This window comes from Corallococcus exiguus, assembly GCF_009909105.1.
Classification (GTDB): Bacteria; Myxococcota; Myxococcia; order Myxococcales; family Myxococcaceae; genus Corallococcus; species Corallococcus exiguus.
Genome location: NZ_JAAAPK010000008.1, coordinates 44,696 through 67,638, shown reverse-complemented (window position 1 = coordinate 67,638; position 22,943 = coordinate 44,696). Strand labels below are relative to the sequence as shown.

The window sequence follows — 22,943 nt, the reverse complement described above, 5'->3', positions numbered from 1 at the left end:
AGCCGTCAGGGCTTGACGGTGACGCTGATCTTGAAGGAGCGCTCCACCACACCCGGCGTGAACGCCTTGGCGAGGAAGAACTCCACTTCGAAGTTGCCGGGGTTGCGCGGCGTGAAGAAGAACTCGCGGGTGGCGGGGCCGCCGGCGGCGCCCTGCTCGAAGTTGGCCTCGCGCAGACCCACGCGCTTGGCCAGCGTCGGCTCGATGGCCCAGGTGGCGCCGGGCTGCTCCTGCAGGCGCACCGTGAGGCCGTGGTTGAGCTTCACGTCCACGGACGTGGGCACCTCGCCCTCGATGTGCACCAGCTCCATCTCGTCGCGAGACACCGAGCGCGCCTCGGACGGACGCGGCTCCACCGTCTCCGCGGTGATGCGGCCACCCCAGCCGGACGTCTTGTCCACCACGCCCGTCACCTGGAGCGTCTGCCCCACGTGCTTGCGCAGGCTCTTCACCGCGGCCTTGCCCTCGATGGCGAAGGACACCTGCTGGCGCGTGCCGCCGTTGGACACGACGAGCACGAAGTCCTCGCCCATCATCTCCAGGTTGCCCCGGATGCTGGCGAAGCCCTTGATGCCGGCGCCCATGCCCGCGGCGACGGCCATGGAGACCTCGCCGGGCGACAGGTAGCGCAGCTTCGGCTCTGAATCCGACGGAGCCGGCGCGACCTCTTCCACCTCGGGCTTCTTGGCGGAGTACTTGCGTACCTCCACCACGCCGCTGTGGTTGGTCGTCTTCTTGATGAGGCCGCTCACGGAGACCTTGTGGTCCACGTAGGCCGGCAGCACTTCCTGATCCGGTCCCTGCAACAGGAACGTCAGCTCGCGCTTGTCGCGGCCCACGACGACCAGGTGGGGCATCTCGCCGCTGAGGACGAGCCGGCCCTTGAGGCTGCCCTCGCCCGTCACGCCGCGGCCCTCGCCGGCGGTGAGCAGCTGCTCCATCTCACGCTTCGTGAGCGGCTCGCCCACGGGCGGAAGCTTCGTCGCGCGCGGACGCGGCTTCTCCACGGGAGGACCGGCGGGGACGACCGACGGGGCCTTGCCTCCCGCCTTCCCGGCACCCTTCTTCCCGGGAGGGGCGGCGGGCGCGGTCTTCGCGGCGGGCGCGGTTTTGCCGGCCTTCGCGGGAGGCGTCGTGGGAGCAGGGGGAGCGGCCTTGGCCGCCGCCTTCTTGGCGGCCGCGGGGGCCTTCTCCACCTTCTCCGCCACCGCCTTCTTCGCCGCCGCGACCTTTCCCTTCGCCCCTTCAGCCACCGCCTTGACGACCTTCGTCGCGGCCGTCGCCACCTTCTTCGAGGCGTTCCTGATCAGATCCAGGCGGGCCGCGTTGTCCTTCTTCGCGGCAGGCTTCGCACCGGCTTTTGCAGCGGGAGTCGGCTTCTTCGCCCCGGACTTGGGCTTGGCCATCGACGCTGTCTCCTTGGAAATTTCCCGTGTGCTATCAACGGGTTGGCGGGACGCCCCTGCTGTTGGACGCGAGCCTCGCGATCACGATTGCTTGTAACGATGATCAGCTGGGCTGTCAAACTAACACTTGATTTTCCCACGGACTTTGGGTGGGAAAACAGCATGAGTGACACCCCCGAATTGCTGCCGGTGGAGGAGGCCCGAGCGCGGATCCTCGGGCTGTGCACGCCGCTGGCCACCGAGTGGGTGCCCGGGGATGACGCCCTGGGCCGCGCGCTGGCCGAGGACGTCCCCGCCCGCCGCACCCTGCCCCCCTGGGACAACTCCGCCATGGACGGCTTCGCGGTCCAGGCCCGGGACCTGGCGGGCCCCCTGCCCGTGCGGCTGACGGTGGGCGAGACGGTGTTCGCCGGCAGGCGCCCCACCCGGGAGGTCGTCCCCGGCACGTGCGCTCGAATCATGACCGGGGCCCCCCTGCCCCCCGGCGCGGACGCGGTGGTGATGCGCGAGCGCACCCGCCCCGTTCCGGGCGAACCGGACGCCGTGGAGCTCCTGGAGGCCGTGGGGCCGGGGAACTTCGTTCGCCCCCGGGGCGAGGACGCGAAGGAAGGCGACGTCTTGCTGCGGCGCGGCACGCCCCTGGGCATCCCGGAGCTGGGGCTCCTGTGGGCGCAGGGCCAGGGCACGGTGCCGGTGCCCCGCCGGCCGCGCGTGGCGGTGCTGTCCACCGGCGACGAGCTGTGCCGCGTGGACGAGCCCCCCGGCGACGGCATCGTGGACATCAACGCCCCCGCCCTGGCCCTGGCGGTGCGGCGCGCGGGCGGCGTGCCCACGCTCCTGGGCATCGCCCGGGACACGCGCCAGGCCGTCCAGGAGGCCCTGGCGCGCGCCGAGGGCTTCGACGTGGTGCTCACCAGCGCCGGCGTCTCCGTGGGCGACCACGACTTCGTGAAGGACGCCCTGGGGGCCCTGGGCGTGGAGCAGCGCTTCTGGCGCGTGGCCATCAAGCCCGGCAAGCCGCTGGTGGTGGGCCAGCGCGGCTCCACCCTGTTCATGGGCCTGCCCGGCAACCCCACGTCCTCCCTGGTGACCTTCGAGCTCTTCGTGCGCCCCGCCCTGCGCCGGCTCCTGGGGCACTCGGACGTGGAGCCACCCCGCGTCGCCGGCCGCCTGGAGGGACGGCTCTCCAAGGCCCCGGGGCTTGCTCACTTTGTGCGCGTCACGGCCACCTGGCGGGCGGGCGAGCTGTGGGCAAAACCCCTGGGGACTCAGACGTCGGGTGCCCTGCGTTCAGCTGCGGCAGCCACACATTTGCTTCACTTCCCCCGAGAAACCAACAGCCTGGCTGATGGCTCCCATGTGGAGCTGCTCCCCCTCTCGTGGGTCGCTTGAGCAACGCAGTCCACGTCCGCCGCATCCAAACAGGCGGGTTTCACCACACCCATCGGGGTGTCACCTTGACTTGCATCCAGGGGGGCGAGAAGTAACGGCCCCCCTCTGGGAGACGACCTACCATGTCCGACACGCGCTCACCCCAGGTCCTGCCGACCCGAAAGCCGACCCAGCACCTGGAGCGGTACTCGGAGGCGGACGTGCCCACGGCCCGCGGGGTGCTGAAGACCATCGTCTTCCGCGACAAGCGGAACGGCCGCGAGCACGTGGCGCTGGTGGTGGGCGAGCCCAAGGGGCTGGAGGGGGTGCCGGTGCGCATCCACTCCGAGTGCCTCACGAGCGAAGTCTTCGGCAGCCTCAAGTGCGACTGCCGCGAGCAGCTGGACCGGGCGCTGGACTTCGTGACCCAGAACGGACTGGGCGTGGTGCTCTACCTGCGCCAGGAGGGCCGGGGTATCGGCCTGGGCAACAAGATCAAGGCCTACGCCCTGCAGTCCAAGGGCCTGGACACCTACGAGGCCAATCGCCAGCTGGGCTTCGCGGATGACTTGCGCTCGTACGACATCGCTGCGGAAATGCTGCGGTCGTTGGATGTGCGGTCGGTGGACCTGATCACCAACAATCCGCTGAAGATCGCCGGGCTGGTGGAGGAAGGCGTTGCGGTTCGGCGCCGAATCCCTTCCCGGACCGAGCACAATCCGCATAACGTCGACTATTTGAAGACGAAGCGCGAGCGTACGGGGCACCTGATTGAGCTCTTCGCGGAGGACGACGACACGGAAGCCAAGGCCGGCTGAGCGCCCGGCCCGGCGGAGCACCGCGCGCTTCGAGGTGCGCTTCTGGGGGGTGCGCGGTTCCATCCCCGCGCCAGGTCCGGCGACGAAGCGCTACGGCGGCAACACGCCGTGCGTGGAGGTCCGCTGTGGAGATGAGCTGCTCATCTTCGACCTGGGCTCTGGAGCGCGCGGGCTGGGAGATGCGCTGGTGGCGACGCGAAAGCCCGTCAAGGCGTCCATCTTCATCTCGCACTACCACTACGACCACCTGCAGGGCCTGCCGTTCTTCTCGCCGATGTTCTCTCCGGCGAACGACGTGACGCTGTACGGGTCACCTCGGGACGGCAAGTCGCTCAAGCAGATCCTGGCCGGGCAGATGGTGCACCCCTACTTCCCGGTGACGGCGGAGGAGGTGTTCCGCACGCGCCTGGCGTACCGGGACGTGGTGGTGGGCGAGGACATCCCGGTGGGCAAGGCCACGGTGCGCACGCTGGAGCTGAACCATCCCGGCGGCAACGTGGGCTACCGGGTGGACTTCGGCGGGCGCTCGCTGGTGTACGCGACGGACGTGGAGCACGGCACGGCGCTGGACGCGAAGCTCTTCGACTTCGCGCGGGGCGCGGACGCGCTGATCTACGACTCCATGTACACGGAGGACGAGTACCGGGTCCGCACGGGCTGGGGCCACTCCACCTGGGAAGCGGCGGTGCGCGCGGCGGACGCCAGTGGGGTGAAGCAGCTGGTGCTCTTCCACCACGACCCGGGCCGCGACGACGCGAGCATGGACAAGCTGCTGCGCGAGGTGCGCAAGCACCGCAAGGACGCCATCGCCGCGAAAGAGGCGATGGTCATCAAGCTGTAGAGGCTGTCACGGCCCGGGCGTCTTGAGCGCCCGGGTCACCGTCTCGCGCAGGCCCCGGAAGGGCAGCCGCGCGAGCGCCGTGGGCACGTCCACCCACTCGAAGGCGTCGTGCTCCGGGCCCAGGCGCACCTGGGTGTCCGGCGCGGCGTGCACCGCGAAGCCGTGCTCCTCCACCAGCTTCGGCGGCAGCACTTCCCCCAGCGCGAACGCGTGGCGGTAGGCCAGGTCCACCACGGGGAGCCGGAGGCCCGTCTCCTCCGTCACCTCGCGGCGGGCGGCCTCCACGGGGGACTCGCCCGGCTCCAGGCGCCCCGTCACCGTCTGCCAGAAGCCACCGCGCTCCGGCGTCCGGCGCAGGAGCAGCACGCGAGCCTCGGGCCCCCGGCCGTGCATCACGGCGACGCTCACCGTGCGCAGGTCCACCGTGCCGTCCACGCGTTGGGCATCGAAGACCTGGGTGAACTCGCGCGCGAGTACCTCCTCCACGTCCGGGACGGACACGGGGTGGCCCAGCTCGCGCTGCATGGACGTGACGCCCGCTTCGCGGATGCCGCACGGGACGATGTGCTGGAAGTGCTCCAGGTTCGTGTTCACGTTGAGCGCGAAGCCGTGCGTGGTGAGCCAGCGCGACAGGTGCACGCCAATGGCGCCAATCTTCCGCGCGTCCTGCGAGCCCTCCTGGCCCAGCCACACGCCCGGCCACTTGGGGATGGCGCCGGCGGTGAGACCGAAGGTCGCGAGCGTCTGGATGAGGCCGCGCTCCACGTCGCGCACATAGCGGCGCACGTCGCGGCGCTCCGGTGGCAACAGGAGGATGGGGTAGCCCACCACCTGTCCGGGGCCGTGGTAGGTGACGTCGCCGCCGCGGTTGGTGTCGAACACCTCCACGCCCTCTTCCGCGAGGCGCGCGTCCGTGGCGGTGATGTTCTCGCGCTTCGCGGCGCGGCCCAGCGTGAGGACGGGCGGGTGCTCCAGCAGCAGCAGCGAGTCCCCGATGCGCTCCTGAAGACGGGCCTCGCCGAACAGGTGCATCAGCTTCAGTCCGTCCTCGTACTCCACCCGGCCCAGGCGGAAGACGGTGAGCGTGTTCATGGTGATCCCTTTCGCCCCCCTCGTGGGTTGTGGGATGGCGCGGCGGGCGTCTGGGCCGCTTCCAGGCTCCAGCTGCCCGCGTAGACGCGCGACAGGAGCGCCTGGAGCTCATGCCCCGCGCGTGGAGAGCGGACCGCTTCGGCGGCGAACGCCCCCAGGACTTCGTCCGTCAGGGTGACCGCCGGCTGGCGCAGGGCCAGGGTGCGGCGGGCCACTTCGACCAGCTCCGGCACTGTCGGGCGGCGCACCGGGAGCAGCACCTGCACGCGCTCCAGGAGGGACACCGGCACGGTGCCCTGCACGGCTTCAATCATGCCCGCGGTGGTGGGGACGGGCAGGCTGCCGCCCTCCCCTCGCACCCACAGGCCCAGCGATGACACGGCGCCACGAGCACTCATCACCACCGCGCGCGCCGGGCGGTTCGCGAGGAACGCCGTCAACGCGGCCTGGGCCCGGGGCTCCAGGCGGTCCACGTCCTCCACGAGGAGCGGCTCCGTGCCCGGGGTGGACTCCAGTGCGTCCACGGACGCGAGCACGCCCTGGCCGCGCCGCTGGAGCGTCTGGAAGAAGAGGCTCTTGCCGCAGCCCTCCGGGCCCACGAGCAGCAGGCAGCGCGCGCCCGCCTGGACCGTGCGCTCCAGCAGGGTCTTCACCTCGTCGTGGCCCACCATCTCCACGGCCCCCGCGCGCGGCTCCTCCACCACCGGCTTGCGCACGGGAGACGGAGCGACGACGTCGCCCAGCAGGCCCTGGGATTCGCCCAGGCAGCCCTTGCAGATGAACGCGCCCGCCGGGCCCGCCACCAGGTCGCCGACCTCGCCTCGGGGCCGGCAGCAGAACGAGCACCATGCGTCCAGGGCCGGGTCCGCGCGGGTCGGGCCCCGCTCGATGATGCGCTTCTCGCGCCGACGGCTCCGCGTAGGCTCGGCGTGCACGGGCGAGGTGTCCTCGTCCGGCGGCCGCAGGAGGCCTCCGGGAACGACGGGGTCCTCGGCGCCCGAGGCGCGCAGCAGGCCGGTCGCGGGATCGAGCTCGTCCTCTTCCGGAGGCAGGAGCATTCCGCCCGGGACGACGACGTCGTCGTCAGGGGCATTGCGCTGGCCGCTCGGACTGACGGCCTGCGTCCGACCGGACAGGGGCCGCGACTCAGCCGAGGCGGCTCCCTCCGCTGACGGCGGCGAAGCATCGCGATTCGCAGCCGAACGCGGCCCCCCGCCAGAAGCGGTGGCCTCCGCGTCTTCGAACGAAGCTCGCGGGCCACCGGCATCGCTACCAGCGGTTCCCTCGGGAACGGCGGCTGGGCTCGCAGCGGCGGTCCCCTGATGCGGAGTGAGGGCCTCGGCCGGGGACGGCGCACCGATGGCGGCGATCCTTCCAGCGAGCCGGGGCAGGCCGGGTTCGGTGGGCAGCTCCGAGCCGGTGGAGTCGTCCAGCGTGTGCGCCACGGCGTCCGCCTTGTCGTTGAACGCGTCGGAGACGGCGTCGCCCCAGCTCACCGCGCGGAAGGCCACCGCGTCCTTGTTGCCCGTCATCGCCGCGGTGAAGGCCGGGCTGACGTCCGGGGCGCGGGCCTTCATCTGGCGCGCCTGCCGCAACAACTGCGAGGCGCGCGAGGTGTGCCCGGACTTCTGGTACAGCGCGGCGGCCTGCTCCAGACACTGCGCCGCTCGCGCGCGGTCCCCCTGGAGCTCGGCGGTCTGCGCGGCGCGGATCAACTCACGGGGATTGTCGGCCATCGCGGATGCCCGCCTTCAACGTTGCTGTTCCGGAGGTCCCCCGCTTCCCGGCCGCCCCCCGGAGCAGGAGCGGTCGGGAGTGCCCCACGACGCGTGTCCTCACGCCATCGCGAGGAACAGCAGGTCCGGCGCTTCCAGGTACTTGATGATCTCGTACACGAAGCTCGCCGCGACATCGCCGTCGATGACGCGGTGGTCGCAGGACAGCGACAGGTTCATCATGTCCCGGACCACGACCTGGTCGTTCTTCACCGCCGGGCGCTTCTTCAGCTTGTGAACGCCCAGGATGCCCACCTCCGGGTGGTTCAGGATGGGCGTGGCGAACAGGCCGCCGCTCTGCCCCAGCGACGTGATGGTGAAGGTGCCGCCCGTCAGCTCCTCCATCTTCAGCTTGCGGTCGCGCGCCGCGACGCTCAGGCGGGTGATCTCCTTCGCCAGCTCGCCCAGCGTGAGCTGGTCCGCGTTGCGCACCACCGCCACCGTGAGGCCGTCCGGAGTGGCCACCGCGATGCCGATGTTGTACTCGCCGCGCACCACCAGCTCCTGCGTCGCCTCGTCGAAGTTCGCGTTGAGGTGCGGGAACTTCTTCATCGCGGCGATGGTCGCCTTCACGATGAACGGCAGGTAGGTCAGCTTCGTGCCGTCACCGGCCGCCGCCAGCTGGCTGTTGAGCCGCGTGCGCAGCGCGACCAGGTCCGTGGCGTCCACCTCCTCCACGAACGCGAAGTGCGGCATCGTGAACTTCGAGCGCACCATCTTCTCGGCGATCTTCTTGCGCAGGCCGCGCAGCGCGACGCGCTCGTCGCCCTTGCCCGCGGACAGCGGCGCCGCCGGGCGCGCGGCCTGGGGCGCGGGAGCCGCGACCTCGTTCTTCTTCGGCGCGCCGGTGCCACCCTCCAGCGCCGCCACCACGTCCGCCTTCGTCACGCGGCCCTGCGGGCCAGAGCCGGAGATCTCCGCCAGGTCCAGGCCGTGCTCGCGCGCCATGCGGCGCGTGACGGGCGTGGCCAGCACCTTCGTGGCGGAAGCCGGGGCCGCGGGCGCCGCCGCCTGTGCGGGGCTCGAAGCCGGAGCCGAGGGAGCGCCGTGGGACGCCGGGGCGCCATGGGCCTGCGCCGCGGGGGCGCCGCCCTCCATCTCCAGCGTCACCAGCAGCTGGTGCACCTTCGCCATGTCGCCCTCACGGCCGTGCGTCTTCACGACGCGGCCGGCGTGGGGGGTGGGCACGGTGACGGTGGCCTTGTCCGTCATCACCTCGGCGAGCACCTGGTCTTCCTTCACCAGGTCGCCCTCCTTGACGTGCCACTTCACGAGCTCGCCCTCCGTCACGCCTTCGCCGAGATCCGGGAGCTTGAATTCGAAAGTCGCCATGAGCGGGAGTGTCTCTCTGGGGTTGGGGAAGGGGTGCGTCCGGTCAGCCGAGTCGCTCGACGCGCTCGCGCTCCATCAGGCCCTTCATGAAGAATTCGGCGGCGCGGTAGCTGGAGCGAACCAGCGGCCCGGACGCCACGTAGAGGAATCCGAAGGACTCCGCCAGCGCCTTGTAGGCTTCGAACTGCGCGGGCGTCACGAAGCGCTCCACGCGCAGGTGGTACTGCGACGGCTGCAGGTACTGGCCCAGCGTGAGCACGTCCACGCCCACGTCGCGCAGATCCTTGAACGTGCGCTCCAGTTCCTCGTCCGTCTCGCCCAGGCCCACCATGACGGACGTCTTGGTGTAGACCTTCTCCGGGCGGTTCTTGAGGTACTCCAGCACGCGCAGGGACTGGCGGTACGTCGCGCGGCGGTCGCGCACCGTGGGCGTCAGCCGCTCCACCGTCTCCACGTTGTGCGCCACCACGTGCGGCTTCGCCTGCGCCACCGTGGCCAGGTCCTCTTCCTTCCCCTTGAAGTCGGGGATGAGCACCTCCACGAGCGTGCGCGGGCTCTCCTTGCGCAGCTCCCGGATGGCGGACGCGAAGTGGCCAGCGCCTCCGTCCGGGCGGTCGTCGCGGTTCACCGACGTGACGACGATGTACTCCAGGTTCATCTCCCGCACCGCCTGCGCCAGATGGATGGGCTCCATCGGGTCCAGCGGCGGTGGCGCCCCCACCTTCACGTGGCAGAAGCGGCAGGCGCGCGTGCACACCTCGCCCATCAACATCACCGTGGCGGTGCCACCGCCCCAGCACTCGGCGATGTTCGGGCAGCGGGCTTCCTCGCACACCGTGGAAAGCCCCACCCGCTTCACGATGGCCTTCACCCGCTCATAGCCCTCGCCATGCGGCAGGCGCACCTTCAACCACTCGGGTTTACGGGTGCTTTCAGAGACCTGTGGGAGGGGAAACCTGTCGGGAGTCGCCATGGGTCGCGGGCCTTCTAGAGGGTGGGTGAAAGCAGGGTCAAGCGTGAAGCCCTAACGCCTCGCGTTAGCGCGGGCCAACCCCGAGGACAACTTCCGGGAGGTGTAACGCGGTGGACAGGGCGCGGCCATGCGCGGCGGGCAGCCCCATCCTCCAGCGGGACCCGAGCGGCGGGAGCGCCTCCTCGGCCGCCTGCCGGGCGGGGTGTGAGCACGACCTCGTGACTCAAGACAGCGGCGCCCGGCCCTCGAAGTGAGGACCGGACGCCGCCGGGGCCACGTGGCCGGGGGGACTACTGACCGAGGACCTGCACCTCGATGCGGCGGTTCTGCACGCGGCCCGCGGGGGTGTCGTTGGGGGCGATGGGACTGGCGTCACCCTCGCCGCTGACCTCGATGCGGTCCTGCGGGATGCCTCGGCGCACGAGCGCCCGGCTCACGCTCTCCGCACGGCTCTGCGACAGCTGACGGTTGGCGTCCGCGTCGCCGGTGGAGTCCGTGAAGCCATTGATGCGCACGCGCGAGTCAGGCTTCTCCTGCATCACGACACCCAGCTCGCCCACCATCTTCTGGCTCTTGGCGGTGAGCTGCGACGAACCCGTCTTGAACTCCACGCCCTCCAGCACGAAGCCCTGCTCCGCGCTGGGGCCGTTGAAGGCCTCACGCAGGCTGTTGGGGTCGCTCGCGCGCATCTTCTCCTGGCCCGAACCGCCGGTGCCCGCTTCCTCCTTCTTCTGGGTGTCCGCCGCGCCCGCGGTCTGCTTCTCCACGTCGCCGGAGCCGCCCGTGCCCTCATTGGTCTGCGTGCCGGCACCACCCGTGGCGGGCGGGGTCGGCTGCGCGGTATGCGGCGGCTCCGCGGGAGGCGTCGCGGGCTGCTGCGGCTGCGTGGGCCGCACGGGCTCGGGGGCCTGCGCGACGCGCTCCTGTGCGGGAGGCGGTGTGGTGCGGCTCACCTGCGGGGCCCGGGCGGACTCGTGCCTGCGTCCACGCAGGGCGCCCCACGCGAGCGCGACCAGGGCGAGCAGGGCCAGCGGAACGGCCCAGCCGGCGATGCTCTTCTTGCGCTCCGGTGGACGGTTGTAGGTCGTCCGCGGCGTCGCCTCGCGAACGGTGTGAGCCTCGCGCACGGGCGCCGTCTCACGGACCTGCGTCACGGTCTCGCGGTGGGGTTCGATGACCTCCGCGACCGCGTGGCGCGCACCGCCGAAGCCCAGGATGCCGCCCAGGCCCGCCGGCAGCGCGGCGGCGATGTTGTTGCGCTGGCCGTTGAGCAGCTGCATCAGCCCGGACGAGCCCATGCGCTGATCACGCACCTGTTTGCCCAGGACGCCCATCAGCATGGGTGCGGCCAGGGACAACAACCGCGTCGCCGAGCCGGCGTTGCGCATCCCGCCGAAGCGCGTGAGCCCGTCGGTGATGCCGCCCAGCTTGTTGCCGAAGATGCCGCTCAGCATCCCCTTCCCGCTCTCCTCCTCGTCGAGGAGCCCCTCGCCTACGCCCCCGGCGCGAGGGGGCGCGTCCGGTCCGGTGTAGCCGCCCTCGTTGAGCTTCGTCAGCAGGCGGTGGGCACCGGCCTCGTTTCCGCCCTGGTCCGCGACGCCCGCGGCCACGGCGGCGATGGCGCCCGGCAGCGCCTTGGTGGTGGCCTGCGGATCCTCGCCCAGCGAACCGCTGATCTTCTGGAGCAATCCCTTCTGCATGAACTGTGAGCCGACTGCTTCGATCAGATTGAACGCCATGTGATGCCTCCCGGTTGGGTTCCGCACCGGGATGGCCGGTGCGCGAAGCCACCTCCCCACCGGACCGCGCGGGGCTGAGGGCTCTGGTGCAATCGATACGGAGCACGACGGCTGCTGGTAAGCCCTCACAGAGAGGCCAGGGGAGAGCCCCCGGAGGGCCGTCACCTTCGCGGACGACTGCGAACAGGAGGCCATTCCGGCCCTCGCGTTCACTTGTCCCGCGGCGTCTCCAGAAGGGCGCGCGGGAAGTAGTGCGCGAGCAACTGCTCCGCGGTCCAGCCCTGCCGTGCGAGCAGGGCCGCGCCGGCCTGACAGAGGCCGACTCCGTGGCCGTGGCCCTGTCCTTCGAGGAGTGCCTGGTCACCGCCAAGCGTCATCGAGAACCGCGCGCTGCGGATCCGATCCCAACCGGCACGTGCTCCGAGCGCGCGGAAGAACGCGTCGCCGCGGCCATCGCGTCCCGAAGCGCGGTCCACGATGCGCACCACCGCGCCGCTGGAGTCCCTGTCCAGCAGCAGATCCTCCGCCTGCGCGGGGACACCGACCGCGACCGAAGCCGCGGCCGTCACCAACGCGCGAGGCACGACGGCGCGCCACGGAGACGCGGGACAGCGGTCGGGCACGGCGGCGGCACCGGTGAGGTCGGGGGCACCGAACACCGCCACGGGCTCGGCCGTATGTCCGCCGCAGCTCGCGTGGAATGGAGCGAGGGCCACTGCGCCACCGGGCAGCCGCAGCACGACGCCTTCCGTGGAGCGGGCGGCATCGCGTGCGCGGCGCAGGTGGCGGGCGAAGCCCTCACCGCGAAGGACCTGGCAGTGGGTGAGATCGCAGGCGCGGGCCTCGTCGTGCCGCTTGCCGGAAGCGAGCACATAGCTGCGCGCGGTGATGGCCTGGGCACGGAGCGCCTCGAAGGGGGTGTCGATCTCGGTCTCGCTCGCGGTGACGGCGGCGACGTAGGCCTCCAGCGCGAAGGTGGCGACGACGATCAGTTCACCGTCCCTGGCCTCCAGCGAAAGCGCGGCCGCATAGCGCCGGTCCAAGCCACGGCCACGCACATGCCAGCGGCCAGCATCGAGTCGTAGGGCGTGAGGCTGGGGGCGGCCGTCCACGACGAGCGTGTCTCCCGAGGCAACGACCTCCAGCGAGCGCGGACCGTCCAGCCGCAGCCGCGCGGGCCGGTGCTTGGAGAGGATGCGAACGTCGACCTGTGTATCGGCCGTGGGCTTGCGCTCGCGGGCGGCAGGCGAGGAGGACGCGCTCGCATCGACCGGTGAGTTGACTACGGGCGACGACCGCGCGGGCCGTGAAGTGGGGCCGACTTGCGTATCGCCTGCGGGCTTGCGCGCACGGGCAGCAGGCGCGGAGGACGCGCTCGCATCGGTCGGCGATCTGGCTGCTGGCGACGACCGCGCGGACCGTGAAGTGGAGCGGACCTGCGTATCAGCCACCGGGCGCAGCGCGCTTCGCCCAGACGAGGGGGCATCCAACGCGCCCGTACTCTCGACGCCAGGCGCCGTGCCCGCCACCAGCGCGGCGATGAGCACGGCCGCGCCCGCCGCGTTCATCGGACCCGGAACCGCGTCACCGCCAGCGGTTCGGAACCACCGGGCGCCCAGAGTTCCAACCGGCGCTCGCCCGCCACCGCTGGCAGTCGTGTCACGAAGGGCGGGCGCAGCTCGATGCGGCGGCCGTCGTCCGTGCGCAGCTCCAGCAGCTTCGCCCCCTGTGGCGCCATCACCCGCACGGGCACGGCCTGCGCGCTTTCGGGCAGCTCGGGTTCCACCAGGAACTCATCGCCGTTCGCCGGCAGGATGAAGCCGGGCTGCGCTCCCGGCCCTCCCTCGGCGCTCACGGACGTGGAGGCCAGTCCTTCCGCCTGTGCCCACGCGAGATACGCCGGGCCCACGTCCAGCGAGCCGTCGCCACGGTGCATGGTGCACGTGTGGCGCGGCGCCGTGCCCGGCAGGTAGACCTCCTTCATCGCGCCGGGACAGTTCGGGCCCGCGCGCTCGCCGGACAGCGGGCAGATCTCCGCGGCCTCGAAGTGGCTCCGGTCCACCAGTGGCGCGGCGCGCAGGCCCCTCATCGCCAGCGCCATCACCCGCGCGAACACCGGGCCCGCGCCCGTGATGCCGGACACCCCGCGCATCGGCGTGCCGTCGAAGTTGCCCACCCAGACCGCCACCGTGCGCTCGCGCGTGAAGCCCGCTGCCCAGTTGTCCACGTGCGCCCGGCTCGTCCCCGTCTTCGCCGCCACCCGGAACGGCAACCGCAACGCATTGTCCAGACCGAAGGCCGGTGCCCGCGCGGCCTCGTCCGCCAGCACGTCCGTGAGCAACTCCACCGGCCTCGCCGCCAGGAAGCGGTGCTCCTCCAACTCCTGCGGAATCCTCAGCGGCTTGCCATCCGGCCCGAACGCGACGCGCACCTCCCTCAACGGCCCCACCACCCCCCCCCGAGCCAGCCCCCGGTACGCCCGAGCCAGCTCGCGCAGCGTCACGTCCCCGTTGCCCAGCACGATGCCCACGCCGTAGTGCGACGCGCTCTCCTTGAGACTCTGGAAGCCCGCCTCGCGCAGCACGCGCAGCACCTGCTCCGGCCCCAGCGCGTCCGCCACCCGCACAGCCGGGATGTTGTAGCTGGACGCCAGCGCCGCCCGCAGCCGCACCGGGCCGTGCGCGCGCCGGTCGTAGTTCTTCGGAACGTACGCGCCACCCGGCGTCGCCAGGTGAACCTCCACGTCCGCGAGCACGCTCGACGGTGTGAAGCCCTTGCTCAGCGCCAGCCCATAAGCGAACGGCTTGAGCGCCGACCCAGGCTGCCGCAGCGAACGCACGCCATCGTTCTGCCCGCCCTTCTCCTCGTCCAGGAAGTCCGAGGACCCCACGTACGCGAGCACCTCGCCCGAGGCATTGTCGATGACGATGGCCGCCGCCTCGCCCACGCGCCGGTGCGCCAGGCCCCGCAGCTCCTCCGTGATGGCCTTCTCCACCGCCGCCTGGAGCGCGGGGTCGATGGTCGTCTCGATGCGCGACGCCCGGTCCAGGCCCAGCTCCGGCAGCCGCTGGAGCAGCGCCGTCGTCAGGTGCGGCACCTCGAACACGCGCTCCGGAGGCACCAGATCCAACGGCGTCTCCTCCGCCAGCCGCGCCTCCTCCTTCGTCAGGAAGCCCTCCACCACCATGCGCGACAGCACATCGCGCATCCCGGCCATGGCCATCTCCGGCCGCCGGTACGGATCCCTCCGCGCGGGCGACCGAGCCATCCCCGCGAGCAGCGCCGCCTGTCCCGCCGACAGCCGCTCCGCGGGCCGCCCGAAATACCGCCGCGCCGCCGCCTCCACGCCGAACGTGGAGTTCCCCAGCGGCACGCGGTCCAGGTACTCCAGCAGCACCTGCTCCTTGGACAGGTGCGCCGTCAGCCGCAGCGCCCACAGCGCCTCGCCGGCCTTGCCCCACCACGAGCGCTCCCGGGGCACCAGCCTGCGCGCCAGCTGCTGCGGAATCGTGGACGCGCCGGACACGATGCGCCCGGCGGACACGTTGTCTCGCGCCGCCCGGGCCACCGCCACCACGTCCACGCCCGGATGCCACGTGAAGCGTTGATCCTCCGCGGCGATGAACGCCTGCCGCACCTTCGGAGGAATGCGTCCCTCCGGAAGGCCCACACTGCGTCCGTCCTCGCGGGAGAGCACCTCGCGCAGGGCGTGGCCCGTGCGGTCGGTGAGCACCAGCGAGGACAGCGCCTCGCGGGACAACAACGTCCCCGGCAGGGGCCACGCGATGAAGCCCGCGCAGCCCACCACCAGGAGCGCCGCCAGTACCGCAACGGCGCGCACCGTCCCGCGAAGCGTGAGGCGCTTCATCACTTCGAAGCGACCTCGTCCGGCATCAGCACCGGGAAGCGCCCACCCTCGGAGCGGCCGAACACCTCCGGCGCGTACATCTCCTCCGCGTGCGCGGGCTTGAGCAGGAAGTCACCCGGCGTCGTGGCCCGGGCGACAAAGGTCGCCACGTGCACGCCGGGGGGCAGCTCGTCGGCGAAGAACACCACGCGGTCATCCCGCATCTCCGTGTGGTTGAACGGCGACCAGAAGCGCGTCGCCCAGACGTTCTCGGACTCGTCCGTCTCCGACAGGTCCTCCTCGCTCTCGTACTCGTAGCCCTCGCCGGGGCCCTCCTCCTGGCCGGAGCCCGCGGGGCCCGGCAGCCGCGCCGTGCTGGCCAGCGACGTGTCCACCGGCTCCAGACCCGCGGGCAGCGGCACGTCCACCGCCACGAAGTTGCGCCGCATGGGCGTGGCCACGCGCACCCGCACGCGCACCAGCTCGCCCGCGCGCGCCGCCTTCGCCTGGCCGCCGCCCGTGTACGGCTCGAACCAGCGCTGGACGATGATGCCCCGGTCCATGGGGTCCACCGGCAGCTGCGCCGGTGCGTAGCGCAGCAGCGCCCCGTAGTAGAGGTTGCCCGTGCCGTTCACCCCGAAGGTGAGCGGCTGCGCCTTGTCCGCGGGGCCCAGCTTCTCCACCGGCACCTGCACCGTCTTCACGCCCATGTCGCGGCCCTTGAAGTCGGCGGAGGCGATCACCTGCCCGCCCAGCTTCACCACCGCCTCGAAGGACGGCACGGCCGTCTCCTTGCGGCGCACCACCTCCGACAGCGCCATCAGCGTGAAGGCCGCCTCCTGCGTGTTGCGGAAGCGCCCATCACCCTCGCGCGCGGACGCCAGGTAGCGCCCCATCTTCGACACGTACGGGTGGTCCGGCTGCACGTCCACCAGCGTCTGGAGCACCAGCGCCGTGGTGCGCGTGTCGGAGGACCAGAGCGGCGCGTACGTCTTCGCGTCCGTCTCCTGGAAGTGCACGCCCGCCGCGGACTCCTGGGCCTTGTTGAGCAGCTCCTGGAGCAGCTTCTGGCCCTGCGCGCGGTTGCCCTTCCCCACGAAGATGGCGTCCGTCAGCATCGCCTGCGCGAAGAGCGGCAGCTTCTGCCGCTGCTCGAACAGCTCGTTGTAGTACGACGGCCGCGGCGCCCCCATGCGAGACAGCGTGTAGAGCGCGAAGACCCGCGTCTCCAGGCCCGGCGCGTTGCAGCCGTACGCGCACTGCGTGCACACGCCCGCCGCCACCTTGTCCGCCAGGTACTTCTTCGCCTTGTCGAGGACGGCCGCCTCCACCGGGTAGCCCACCTCCTTCGCGCGCGCCAACGCCAGCGTCGCGTACGCGGACGCATACGGCGAGGAGCACTCACTGGAGGCCCAGAAGCGGAAGCCGCCGTCGTGGTTCTGGAGCGCCTGGATCTTGCGCACCGTCGCCGTCACCACCGTGTCCGGATCCAGCGAGCCCTGCGTCTTCAGCGCGTCCTCGCTGAGGAAGCCGCGCACGAACGCCTGCTTCTGCTCATCCGAACCACCGGTCCACGCCACGCCGAACTTGCCGGACAGCTCGCGCAGCGCGACGAACGGCACCAGCCGCGACGACATCTGCTCCAGGCAGCCGTAGGGGTAGTCCACCAGCTGGTTCATCGACTCGTCGAACCCGCCCATCACCGTGGAGGACATCGTCAGCGAGAGGCCGCCCATGCCCGGGCGCACGCCGCCCGGCGGCTTGAGCCCCTCCACGCGCTCGCTGGTGGTATCGCCGTAGACCGCCACCGCCTCCATGCCCACGGGCAGCTGCACGGGGATCTTCTGCTCCACCGCGTCCGTCTCACCGCCACCGGCGACGGCGAAGCGCAGCACCGCGGTGCCCGGCTGCTCGGCCACGAAGGTGAAGCGCACCTCGCGGGCCTTGCCGTCCAGCTGCACCGTCTTCTCCGAGGGCCCCTCCACGCGCACGCCCGTGAGTTGCGCGGTGACCTTGACCTCCTTGATGGCCGGGTTGGTGGTGTGGATGACCACGCCCGCCTCCGCCTTGTCACCCACGCGCACCAGCCGGGGCAGCGCCGGCAGCGCCAACAGCGGCTTGGCCACCTGCACCTTGCTCTCGCCCACGCCAAAGCGGTCCGCGTCCGTCACGGCCACCGCCATGATGCGGAAGGTGGTCAGGTTGTCCGGCAGCGTGAACTCCACCTTCGCCATGCCCTGGTCGTCCGTCTCCACCGACTGGAACACCGCCGTCGTCTTGAAGTTGGACCGGATGCCGGAGCCCGTCGTGTCGGAGCCGCCGGAGCCGCCCGGCCGCGAGCCCTTCTCGCCGTACAGCTTGCGCAGCACCAGGTGGATGAGCGGCTCGCCGATGCGCACCGACAGGCCGCGCTCCTGGAACATCGCGTCCAGCGGATCCGGGGCCTTGTAGCCCGTCAACCGCAGCACGCCTTCGTCCACGGCCCAGAGCGTGACTTCGGACTTCGTGCCCTTGCCCGTCGAGTCCTTCACCGCGACGTCCACCGTCACCTTGTCGCGCGGGCGCTTCTCCGGCGCGTCCGGCGTCAGCGCCACCGACAGGCGCTTGGCCTTCTTCTCCACCTTCAGCTGCGTGTAGCCCACGCGAACCGCGGGGCGGCCCGGGTCATCACCGGACTCGATGCCCTTGGCCGCCTCCACGCGGCCGCGCACCAGCACCACGCCCACGAAGACGTTGGGGATGGCGCCCTCACCCAGAGGGACGTCCAGCGCGGTGGCGCTGCCCTTGAGCTTCACGCGGCGCACGCTGAGCACGCCCTCGCGCTCCACCGTGAGGATGGCGTCCGCCTGCGGGTACGGGCTCTTCACGAGAATCTTCGCGGTGTCGCCCACGTCGTACAGCTGCTTGTCCGCCACCAGGTCGATGCGGTCCGTGTCGTTGCGCTGCCAGGACACCCAGCCGGAGCCGGTGACGTAGAGCGAGTCACGCGTCGTCGCCTTGCGGCCCTTCGCGTCCGTGGCCACCGCCTCCATCACGTAGAGGCCGGGCTCGGCCGGGGTGAACTTGCACGGCTGCGGCGTCGCCGCGCTCTTCACCGAGCACTTCGCCGCTTCCGTCTCCACCGGCTCCGTGACGGTGAACCACTGGCCGCCATCGCCCTTCTTGCGGATGGACTTCCACTCGCGGCGCTTGATGTTCACATCCACCGCGACGCCGTCCTGGCGCTTGCCCTCGGGCGATACGGCGACCAGCTCCAGGGCCACCTCCTTGCCGGCCTCCGCGAAGCCGGTGGAGAGCGTGCGCAGGCCCGCGTAGACATCCGCGGGGTGCACGATGATGAGGTTGCGGTTGGCCACGCGCTGGCGGTTGACGTCCTCCACCTCCGCCTCCAGCGTGTACTCCCACGTCTTGCCACCGGGCGCGTCCGCGGAGCCGACCGCCAGCGCCAGCTGGCCCTGCGCGTCCGTGCGGCCGTCACCGGAGCCGAACGATTCGCTGCTGTGCTCCGGCTGATCGTCGTCCCACCACCAGGTGTTCACCCCGAAGGTGAAGGCTTCATTGCCCGGGGGCGTGAAGAAGGAGCTCACACGCTGCACGCTCCAGCGCACCTGCGCGTCGCCCATGGCGCCGCCGAACAGGTAGCGCGCGTCCACGCGGGCGGTGAGCGGCTCGCCGGCCGCGACGTCCTTCTTCGGCACCGCCACGTCCACGCGGAACTGCGGCGCGCGGTACTCCTCCACGCGGAAGGTGCCGCCGTAGTTCAGCGTCTCGCCGCCGACCTTCAGCTTCGCGGCCACGTCGTAGTAGCCAAGCGGAATGTCCTTGCCCAGCTTGAGGTCCGCGCGGAAGGTGCCGTACTTCGTGACGGTGGCCTCCGTCTGGAAGACCTTCTCGCCGCGCGAGCTGGTCACCGTCACCTGCGCCTTCGCGTTCGCGGGCGGCGACTTGAGCACGCCCAGGCGGCGGTAGCGCGCCACGCCCTTGAGCATCACGTCGTCACCGGGGCGGTAGATGCCACGGTCGGCGAACACGAAGCCCAGGCTGTCCGGGACGCGTCCCTCCCACGCGCTCTGCAGCGAGAACGCGCCGGGCGACATGCCGCCTTCCCACGTGGACAGCGTCACGCCGATGTCCGTGTCCTTCACCGCGGACACCATGGCCCAGGGCGTGTTCCAGGTGGACTCGTCCTTGGGCTTGAGCAGCTCCGACAAGCCCGGCACCTTCGCCAGGCCGTTGGCGTCCGTCGTCCCCGTCCAGTGCTCCGTGCCCTGCTTGTCCCAGAGCGTGAGCTGCGCGTCCGGCACCGGAGCGCCCGTCGCCAGCGACGTCACCCACACCACACCGGAGGCCGCGCCCAGCTTCGCGTGCACCGCCAGGTCCGTCACCTGCCCGATGACCCGGCGCGGATACTTCTGCTTGAGCGACGGCGCATCCAGCCGCGCGAGGAACAGGCCCGTCTTCGCCCCGTTGAACGCCGGGCGCAGGTCGAGCGGCGAGGTGCGCTCCAGGTTGCGCGCGGCCTTCGTGTCCACCGTCGTGCGGTAGGGCTCCGAGGACGGCCACTCGTTGGTGTCGATGAACCGCGCGAGCTCGGCGGGGGACAGCGACCACACCTCCGCCAGCACCTCCGGAACGTTGGTCGTCACCAGCGGGATGGAGCCGTCACCCGACGCCTCCACCAGCGCTTCGCGAGAGCCGGAGTCGAAGGACGGCTCCACGTCCGACAACTTCACCTGGCCCTGGAAGGCCGGGCCCGTCTGGCCGAAGAGGTCCTTGTACCCTTCCGCGACCTTGATCTTGTACGTGGTGCCGGGGCGGTAGCGGCCGGGCAGCGACACGTAGGGGTTCTTCAGCTCCGAGCCCCCCCAGGGCATCTGCGTCTGCACGCGCTCCCAGTCGATCTCCGCCTTCGGCTCCAGCGTCACCTTGCCCTTGAGCGAGGCCACATCCAGCTCGTTCGACGTGAAGAGGATGAGCGGGCCGTAGGAGCACTGCTCCTCGCCCCAGGTGAACACGCACGCGCCCGCGGACTCCACCTTGAGCGCGCCATAGGTGGCGTAGGCGTAGCGCACCGCCTCGCCCATGGGCAGCGGGCCATCCGTGCCCGTCAGCTCACCGTCCACCACCAGGGTGAACTGCGTCCCCGAGGGCAGCTTCTGCGCGGGCTTCAGCTCGTACTTCACGCGGCGGTCCTGCGACTTGCGCGCCGGACCGCTGCCCACCTGCACTTCCTTCACGTCCGCGAGCGGCGTCGTCTTCACCAGCGTGAGCGGCACGGGCGCGCCGGTCGCGGGCTCCAGGCGCGCGTGCTGCGCCAGGTCCTTCACGGCCTGGTTGAAGGTCAGCGTGAAGACCTGCTCCGGCTGCACCCAGCGGAACTCCGACTCCGGCTGCGCGGTCTGGAGCGAGGGGCGCTGCGTCTCGAACTGGAAGGTGTACGGCTGCGCCAGCGCGGTGCCGTCCATGGCCTTGAGGCCCGCGGGCACCGTCACCGTGTACTGCGTCCCCATCTTCGCGGGAGCGCTCGGCACGAACTCCACGCTCGCGGAGCCCAGCCAGCGCCACTCACCTTCCAGCGCGGGGGCGATGGTCGCGGGGGCCGCCAGGCCACGCTCCGCGGCGACCGAGCCCAGGGCGATCATCGGCTTGGTGAAGGTGATGGTCGGCCGGGCGCTGCCATAGACCTGGCCCGTCGGCCGCGCGGCCGCGATGGAGAGCGGGCCTTGCGACGCGGCGTCCTCCGCGTCGATCTTCAGCGCGGGAGGCTCGGGCAACGGCTCGACGGCGAGGCCAGGGGACTTCGAGGACGGAGTCGGCGCGGTGCCGGTCTCCGGGGGGCCGCCCTTCGAGTCCTTGTCGCCGCAGGAACACGCGGTCGCGACGACGAGGCAGAGGGCCAGCAGAGAGAGTCTGCGCATGATGGGGCTCACGAAGTTCCAGGGCGGGCACTCGTGGCTGTCCCCCCTGAAAAATGACGCGAGCACCGTACCATGGGGCACCCCGCCCCGCTGTCACTCCCGCGTCATCCAGTGAGTCGCGGATCCGAGCCTCGGATTCCGAGTGTTTGAGAGTCACGGCCCGGGCCTGGAACGCGTCCGTAACGCGGCCGGACATCCATCACCGGAGGGCCGTCCGCGAGCACGGAGGTGGGGGCGAAGGCCCGGGCGACGGACACGACACAGCCGCCCAGCAGCTTGCGCAGGTGGGACTTCGGACGGCGAGGGGATGACGCCATGGGTGCCTCCGGCCGGATGGGGAGACACCAAGGTGGAAGGGGTGAAGCGGCCGGGCCATCGCACCGGTGCGCAGCGCCCCTTCGTTCACTGGACACTGGTGGGCCGTCAGCCGCCGTGGAGCAGCGTGGCGCCCGCTCCGAGCCCCAGCAGGAAGGCCACGATGACGAGCAGCATCACCCAGCGCACGGCGACGCCGGTGGCGCGCGGTGCCTGCTGACCGATGGTGGCGCGCGCGGGCGCGGATTCGTCCGGCACGAGGATGCGGACCTGGATGGCGGCGGTGCGCAGCACTTCGTCCACGTCGGTGAGGAACTTCTCGTATTCCTCCGGGGCCAGCTCCAGCGGCGTGCCGTGCTGGAACTCGTAGCGCTTGGCCACGGCCTCGTGGTTTCGCAGCGAGGCCTGTCCCTTGGCCACGTCCACCCAGCCCGCGACGAGCGCGGGGGCGGTCCCCTTGCGGTCCACGAGCGAGATGGCCTGACGGGCCTGCTTGCCGCCCGCGGTGCTGGGGCCCTCGGGTTCGTCCACGCGGAGGATGCGGTGCGGGGAGCGGCCGTAGATCTTGTGCTGGAGTTCGCCCTTGAGGCGCTCCGCGAGCAGCGCGGAGTGGGTGGCGAACATCGTGCGCAGCTCGGGCGTCGCGTCCGACTGGCTCGCCGCCTGCGCGGAGGGGAGCGGCGCGAAGATCATCGGCTCCGGCCGGCTGGCCTTGCGAGGCGGCTCGGAAGAGCTCCCGTCCAGTTCGGCGCCGCGGCCCGCGCGGATGATCTCCGGCAGCTCGAAGCCCTCCTCCTGCTTCGCGCCGTCACGGCCCAGGCGGGCGATCTCTGGCAGGCCCTGCCCCTCCTCGCGTGCACTGCTACGCGCGGAGCCTGCTCCTCGGGGAGGGCGGACGATCTCCGGAAGGACCTGGCCCTCTTCGCGAGCACCACCGCGTGAAGGACGGACGATCTCCGGAAGGTCCTGGCCCTCTTCGCGAGTCACCGCACGCCCCGGACGCACGGCCTCTGAAGCGCCCTGCCCGTTCTCGCGTGCACCGCCACGAGGTGGGCGCCCGCCCTCTCCCGCGCGCCCCTGCCTGCCACCATCCCCGTCACGCGAAGGGCGAGCGACGGTCTCCGGAGCGGCAAACGCGGCGGCGTCCTCCTCCCACGCGCCCTGGCCAGGGGGCGGCGGCGGGGGCGACAGCCCATCCACGCGCGTCTCCAGGACCAGGTCATCGTCGGGAACGGGAGGCGGCGTCATCCGCGACTCCAGGCCCGTGAACTCAGGTGTGCGCGGGGGCGCGCCCGAAGAAGGCGCGGTCCGCGACTGGTTGCCCCAGGACTTCCGGCCGGGAGTCGCCGCGGAGGAACGGGCTGCCTCCGCGGCGTCGCGCTGCACCGCGGGCGGCACCTGGGTCTGCTCGGTGCGGACCTCATCCGTCTCGTCCAGGTCGTCGTCCAACGGTGCGACCCGGGTCTCGTCGATCCGATCCGGCTCGTCGTTCCTGCGGTGTCCCTTGGCCATGTGC

General features: G+C 71.4%; 14 protein-coding genes. 3 read left to right on the top strand and 11 right to left on the bottom strand.

What is annotated here, in order from left to right:
- Positions 1 to 5 precede the first annotated feature (5 nt).
- Complete coding sequence (locus GTZ93_RS26650) at positions 6 to 1,406, bottom strand: protease inhibitor I42 family protein (RefSeq protein WP_139918485.1); 1,401 nt, start codon at positions 1,404 to 1,406, stop codon at positions 6 to 8.
- Between the two features lie 162 nt (positions 1,407 to 1,568).
- Between GTZ93_RS26650 and GTZ93_RS26645 the strand changes: the two genes are divergently transcribed.
- The 3 genes from GTZ93_RS26645 (at position 1,569) to GTZ93_RS26635 (ending at position 4,436) form a co-directional block, all read left to right on the top strand.
- Complete coding sequence (locus GTZ93_RS26645; RefSeq protein WP_139918487.1) at positions 1,569 to 2,798, top strand: molybdopterin molybdotransferase MoeA; 1,230 nt, start codon at positions 1,569 to 1,571, stop codon at positions 2,796 to 2,798.
- Between the two features lie 122 nt (positions 2,799 to 2,920).
- Positions 2,921 to 3,595: a GTP cyclohydrolase II gene (gene ribA, locus GTZ93_RS26640; protein ID WP_121753638.1), complete on the top strand. Its 675-nt coding sequence runs from the start codon at positions 2,921 to 2,923 to the stop codon at positions 3,593 to 3,595.
- A 34-nt stretch (positions 3,596 to 3,629) separates the two neighbouring features.
- Positions 3,630 to 4,436 carry an MBL fold metallo-hydrolase gene (locus GTZ93_RS26635; RefSeq protein ID WP_120577806.1) on the top strand — a complete coding sequence of 269 codons (807 nt, stop codon included), beginning with the start codon at positions 3,630 to 3,632 and terminating at the stop codon, positions 4,434 to 4,436.
- 6 nt (positions 4,437 to 4,442) lie between these two features.
- On the opposite strand, the gene lipB is transcribed toward GTZ93_RS26635, so the two are convergent.
- The 10 genes from lipB to GTZ93_RS26585 form a co-directional block, all read right to left on the bottom strand.
- Entirely contained in the window at positions 4,443 to 5,528 is a 1,086-nt protein-coding gene (gene lipB / locus GTZ93_RS26630) for a lipoyl(octanoyl) transferase LipB (RefSeq protein WP_139918489.1), read from the bottom strand.
- On the bottom strand, positions 5,525 to 7,264 hold the full coding sequence (locus GTZ93_RS26625; RefSeq protein ID WP_139918491.1) for a ClpX C4-type zinc finger protein: 1,740 nt from the start codon (positions 7,262 to 7,264) through the stop codon (positions 5,525 to 5,527). The genes lipB and GTZ93_RS26625 overlap by 4 nt, the downstream gene beginning before the upstream one ends.
- A 99-nt stretch (positions 7,265 to 7,363) precedes the next feature.
- Positions 7,364 to 8,635, bottom strand: a complete 1,272-nt coding sequence (locus GTZ93_RS26620; protein WP_139918492.1) for a dihydrolipoamide acetyltransferase family protein — start codon at positions 8,633 to 8,635, stop codon at positions 7,364 to 7,366.
- A 43-nt stretch (positions 8,636 to 8,678) separates the two neighbouring features.
- Positions 8,679 to 9,608 carry a lipoyl synthase gene (gene lipA, locus GTZ93_RS26615; RefSeq protein ID WP_014396538.1) on the bottom strand — a complete coding sequence of 310 codons (930 nt, stop codon included), beginning with the start codon at positions 9,606 to 9,608 and terminating at the stop codon, positions 8,679 to 8,681.
- 290 nt (positions 9,609 to 9,898) lie between these two features.
- Complete coding sequence (locus tag GTZ93_RS26610) at positions 9,899 to 11,347, bottom strand: OmpA family protein (protein ID WP_161663082.1); 1,449 nt, start codon at positions 11,345 to 11,347, stop codon at positions 9,899 to 9,901.
- 209 nt (positions 11,348 to 11,556) lie between these two features.
- A complete protein-coding gene (locus tag GTZ93_RS43305; protein WP_161663081.1) occupies positions 11,557 to 12,405 on the bottom strand; it encodes a SpoIID/LytB domain-containing protein in 849 nt (282 codons plus the stop codon).
- Between the two features lie 506 nt (positions 12,406 to 12,911).
- Positions 12,912 to 15,215: a penicillin-binding protein 1C gene (gene pbpC, locus GTZ93_RS26600; RefSeq protein ID WP_161663128.1), complete on the bottom strand. Its 2,304-nt coding sequence runs from the start codon at positions 15,213 to 15,215 to the stop codon at positions 12,912 to 12,914.
- The gene (locus GTZ93_RS26595) at positions 15,215 to 21,112 is read right to left on the bottom strand and encodes an Ig-like domain-containing alpha-2-macroglobulin family protein (protein WP_139922712.1); all 5,898 of its coding nucleotides are present in this window, start codon (positions 21,110 to 21,112) and stop codon (positions 15,215 to 15,217) included. The genes pbpC and GTZ93_RS26595 overlap by 1 nt, the downstream gene beginning before the upstream one ends.
- 104 nt (positions 21,113 to 21,216) lie before the next feature.
- Positions 21,217 to 21,429 carry a hypothetical protein gene (locus tag GTZ93_RS26590; RefSeq protein WP_139922709.1) on the bottom strand — a complete coding sequence of 71 codons (213 nt, stop codon included), beginning with the start codon at positions 21,427 to 21,429 and terminating at the stop codon, positions 21,217 to 21,219.
- A gap of 106 nt (positions 21,430 to 21,535) precedes the next feature.
- Positions 21,536 to 22,939, bottom strand: coding sequence for a hypothetical protein (locus tag GTZ93_RS26585; RefSeq protein ID WP_161663080.1), 1,404 nt, complete (start codon positions 22,937 to 22,939; stop codon positions 21,536 to 21,538).
- Positions 22,940 to 22,943 lie beyond the last annotated feature (4 nt).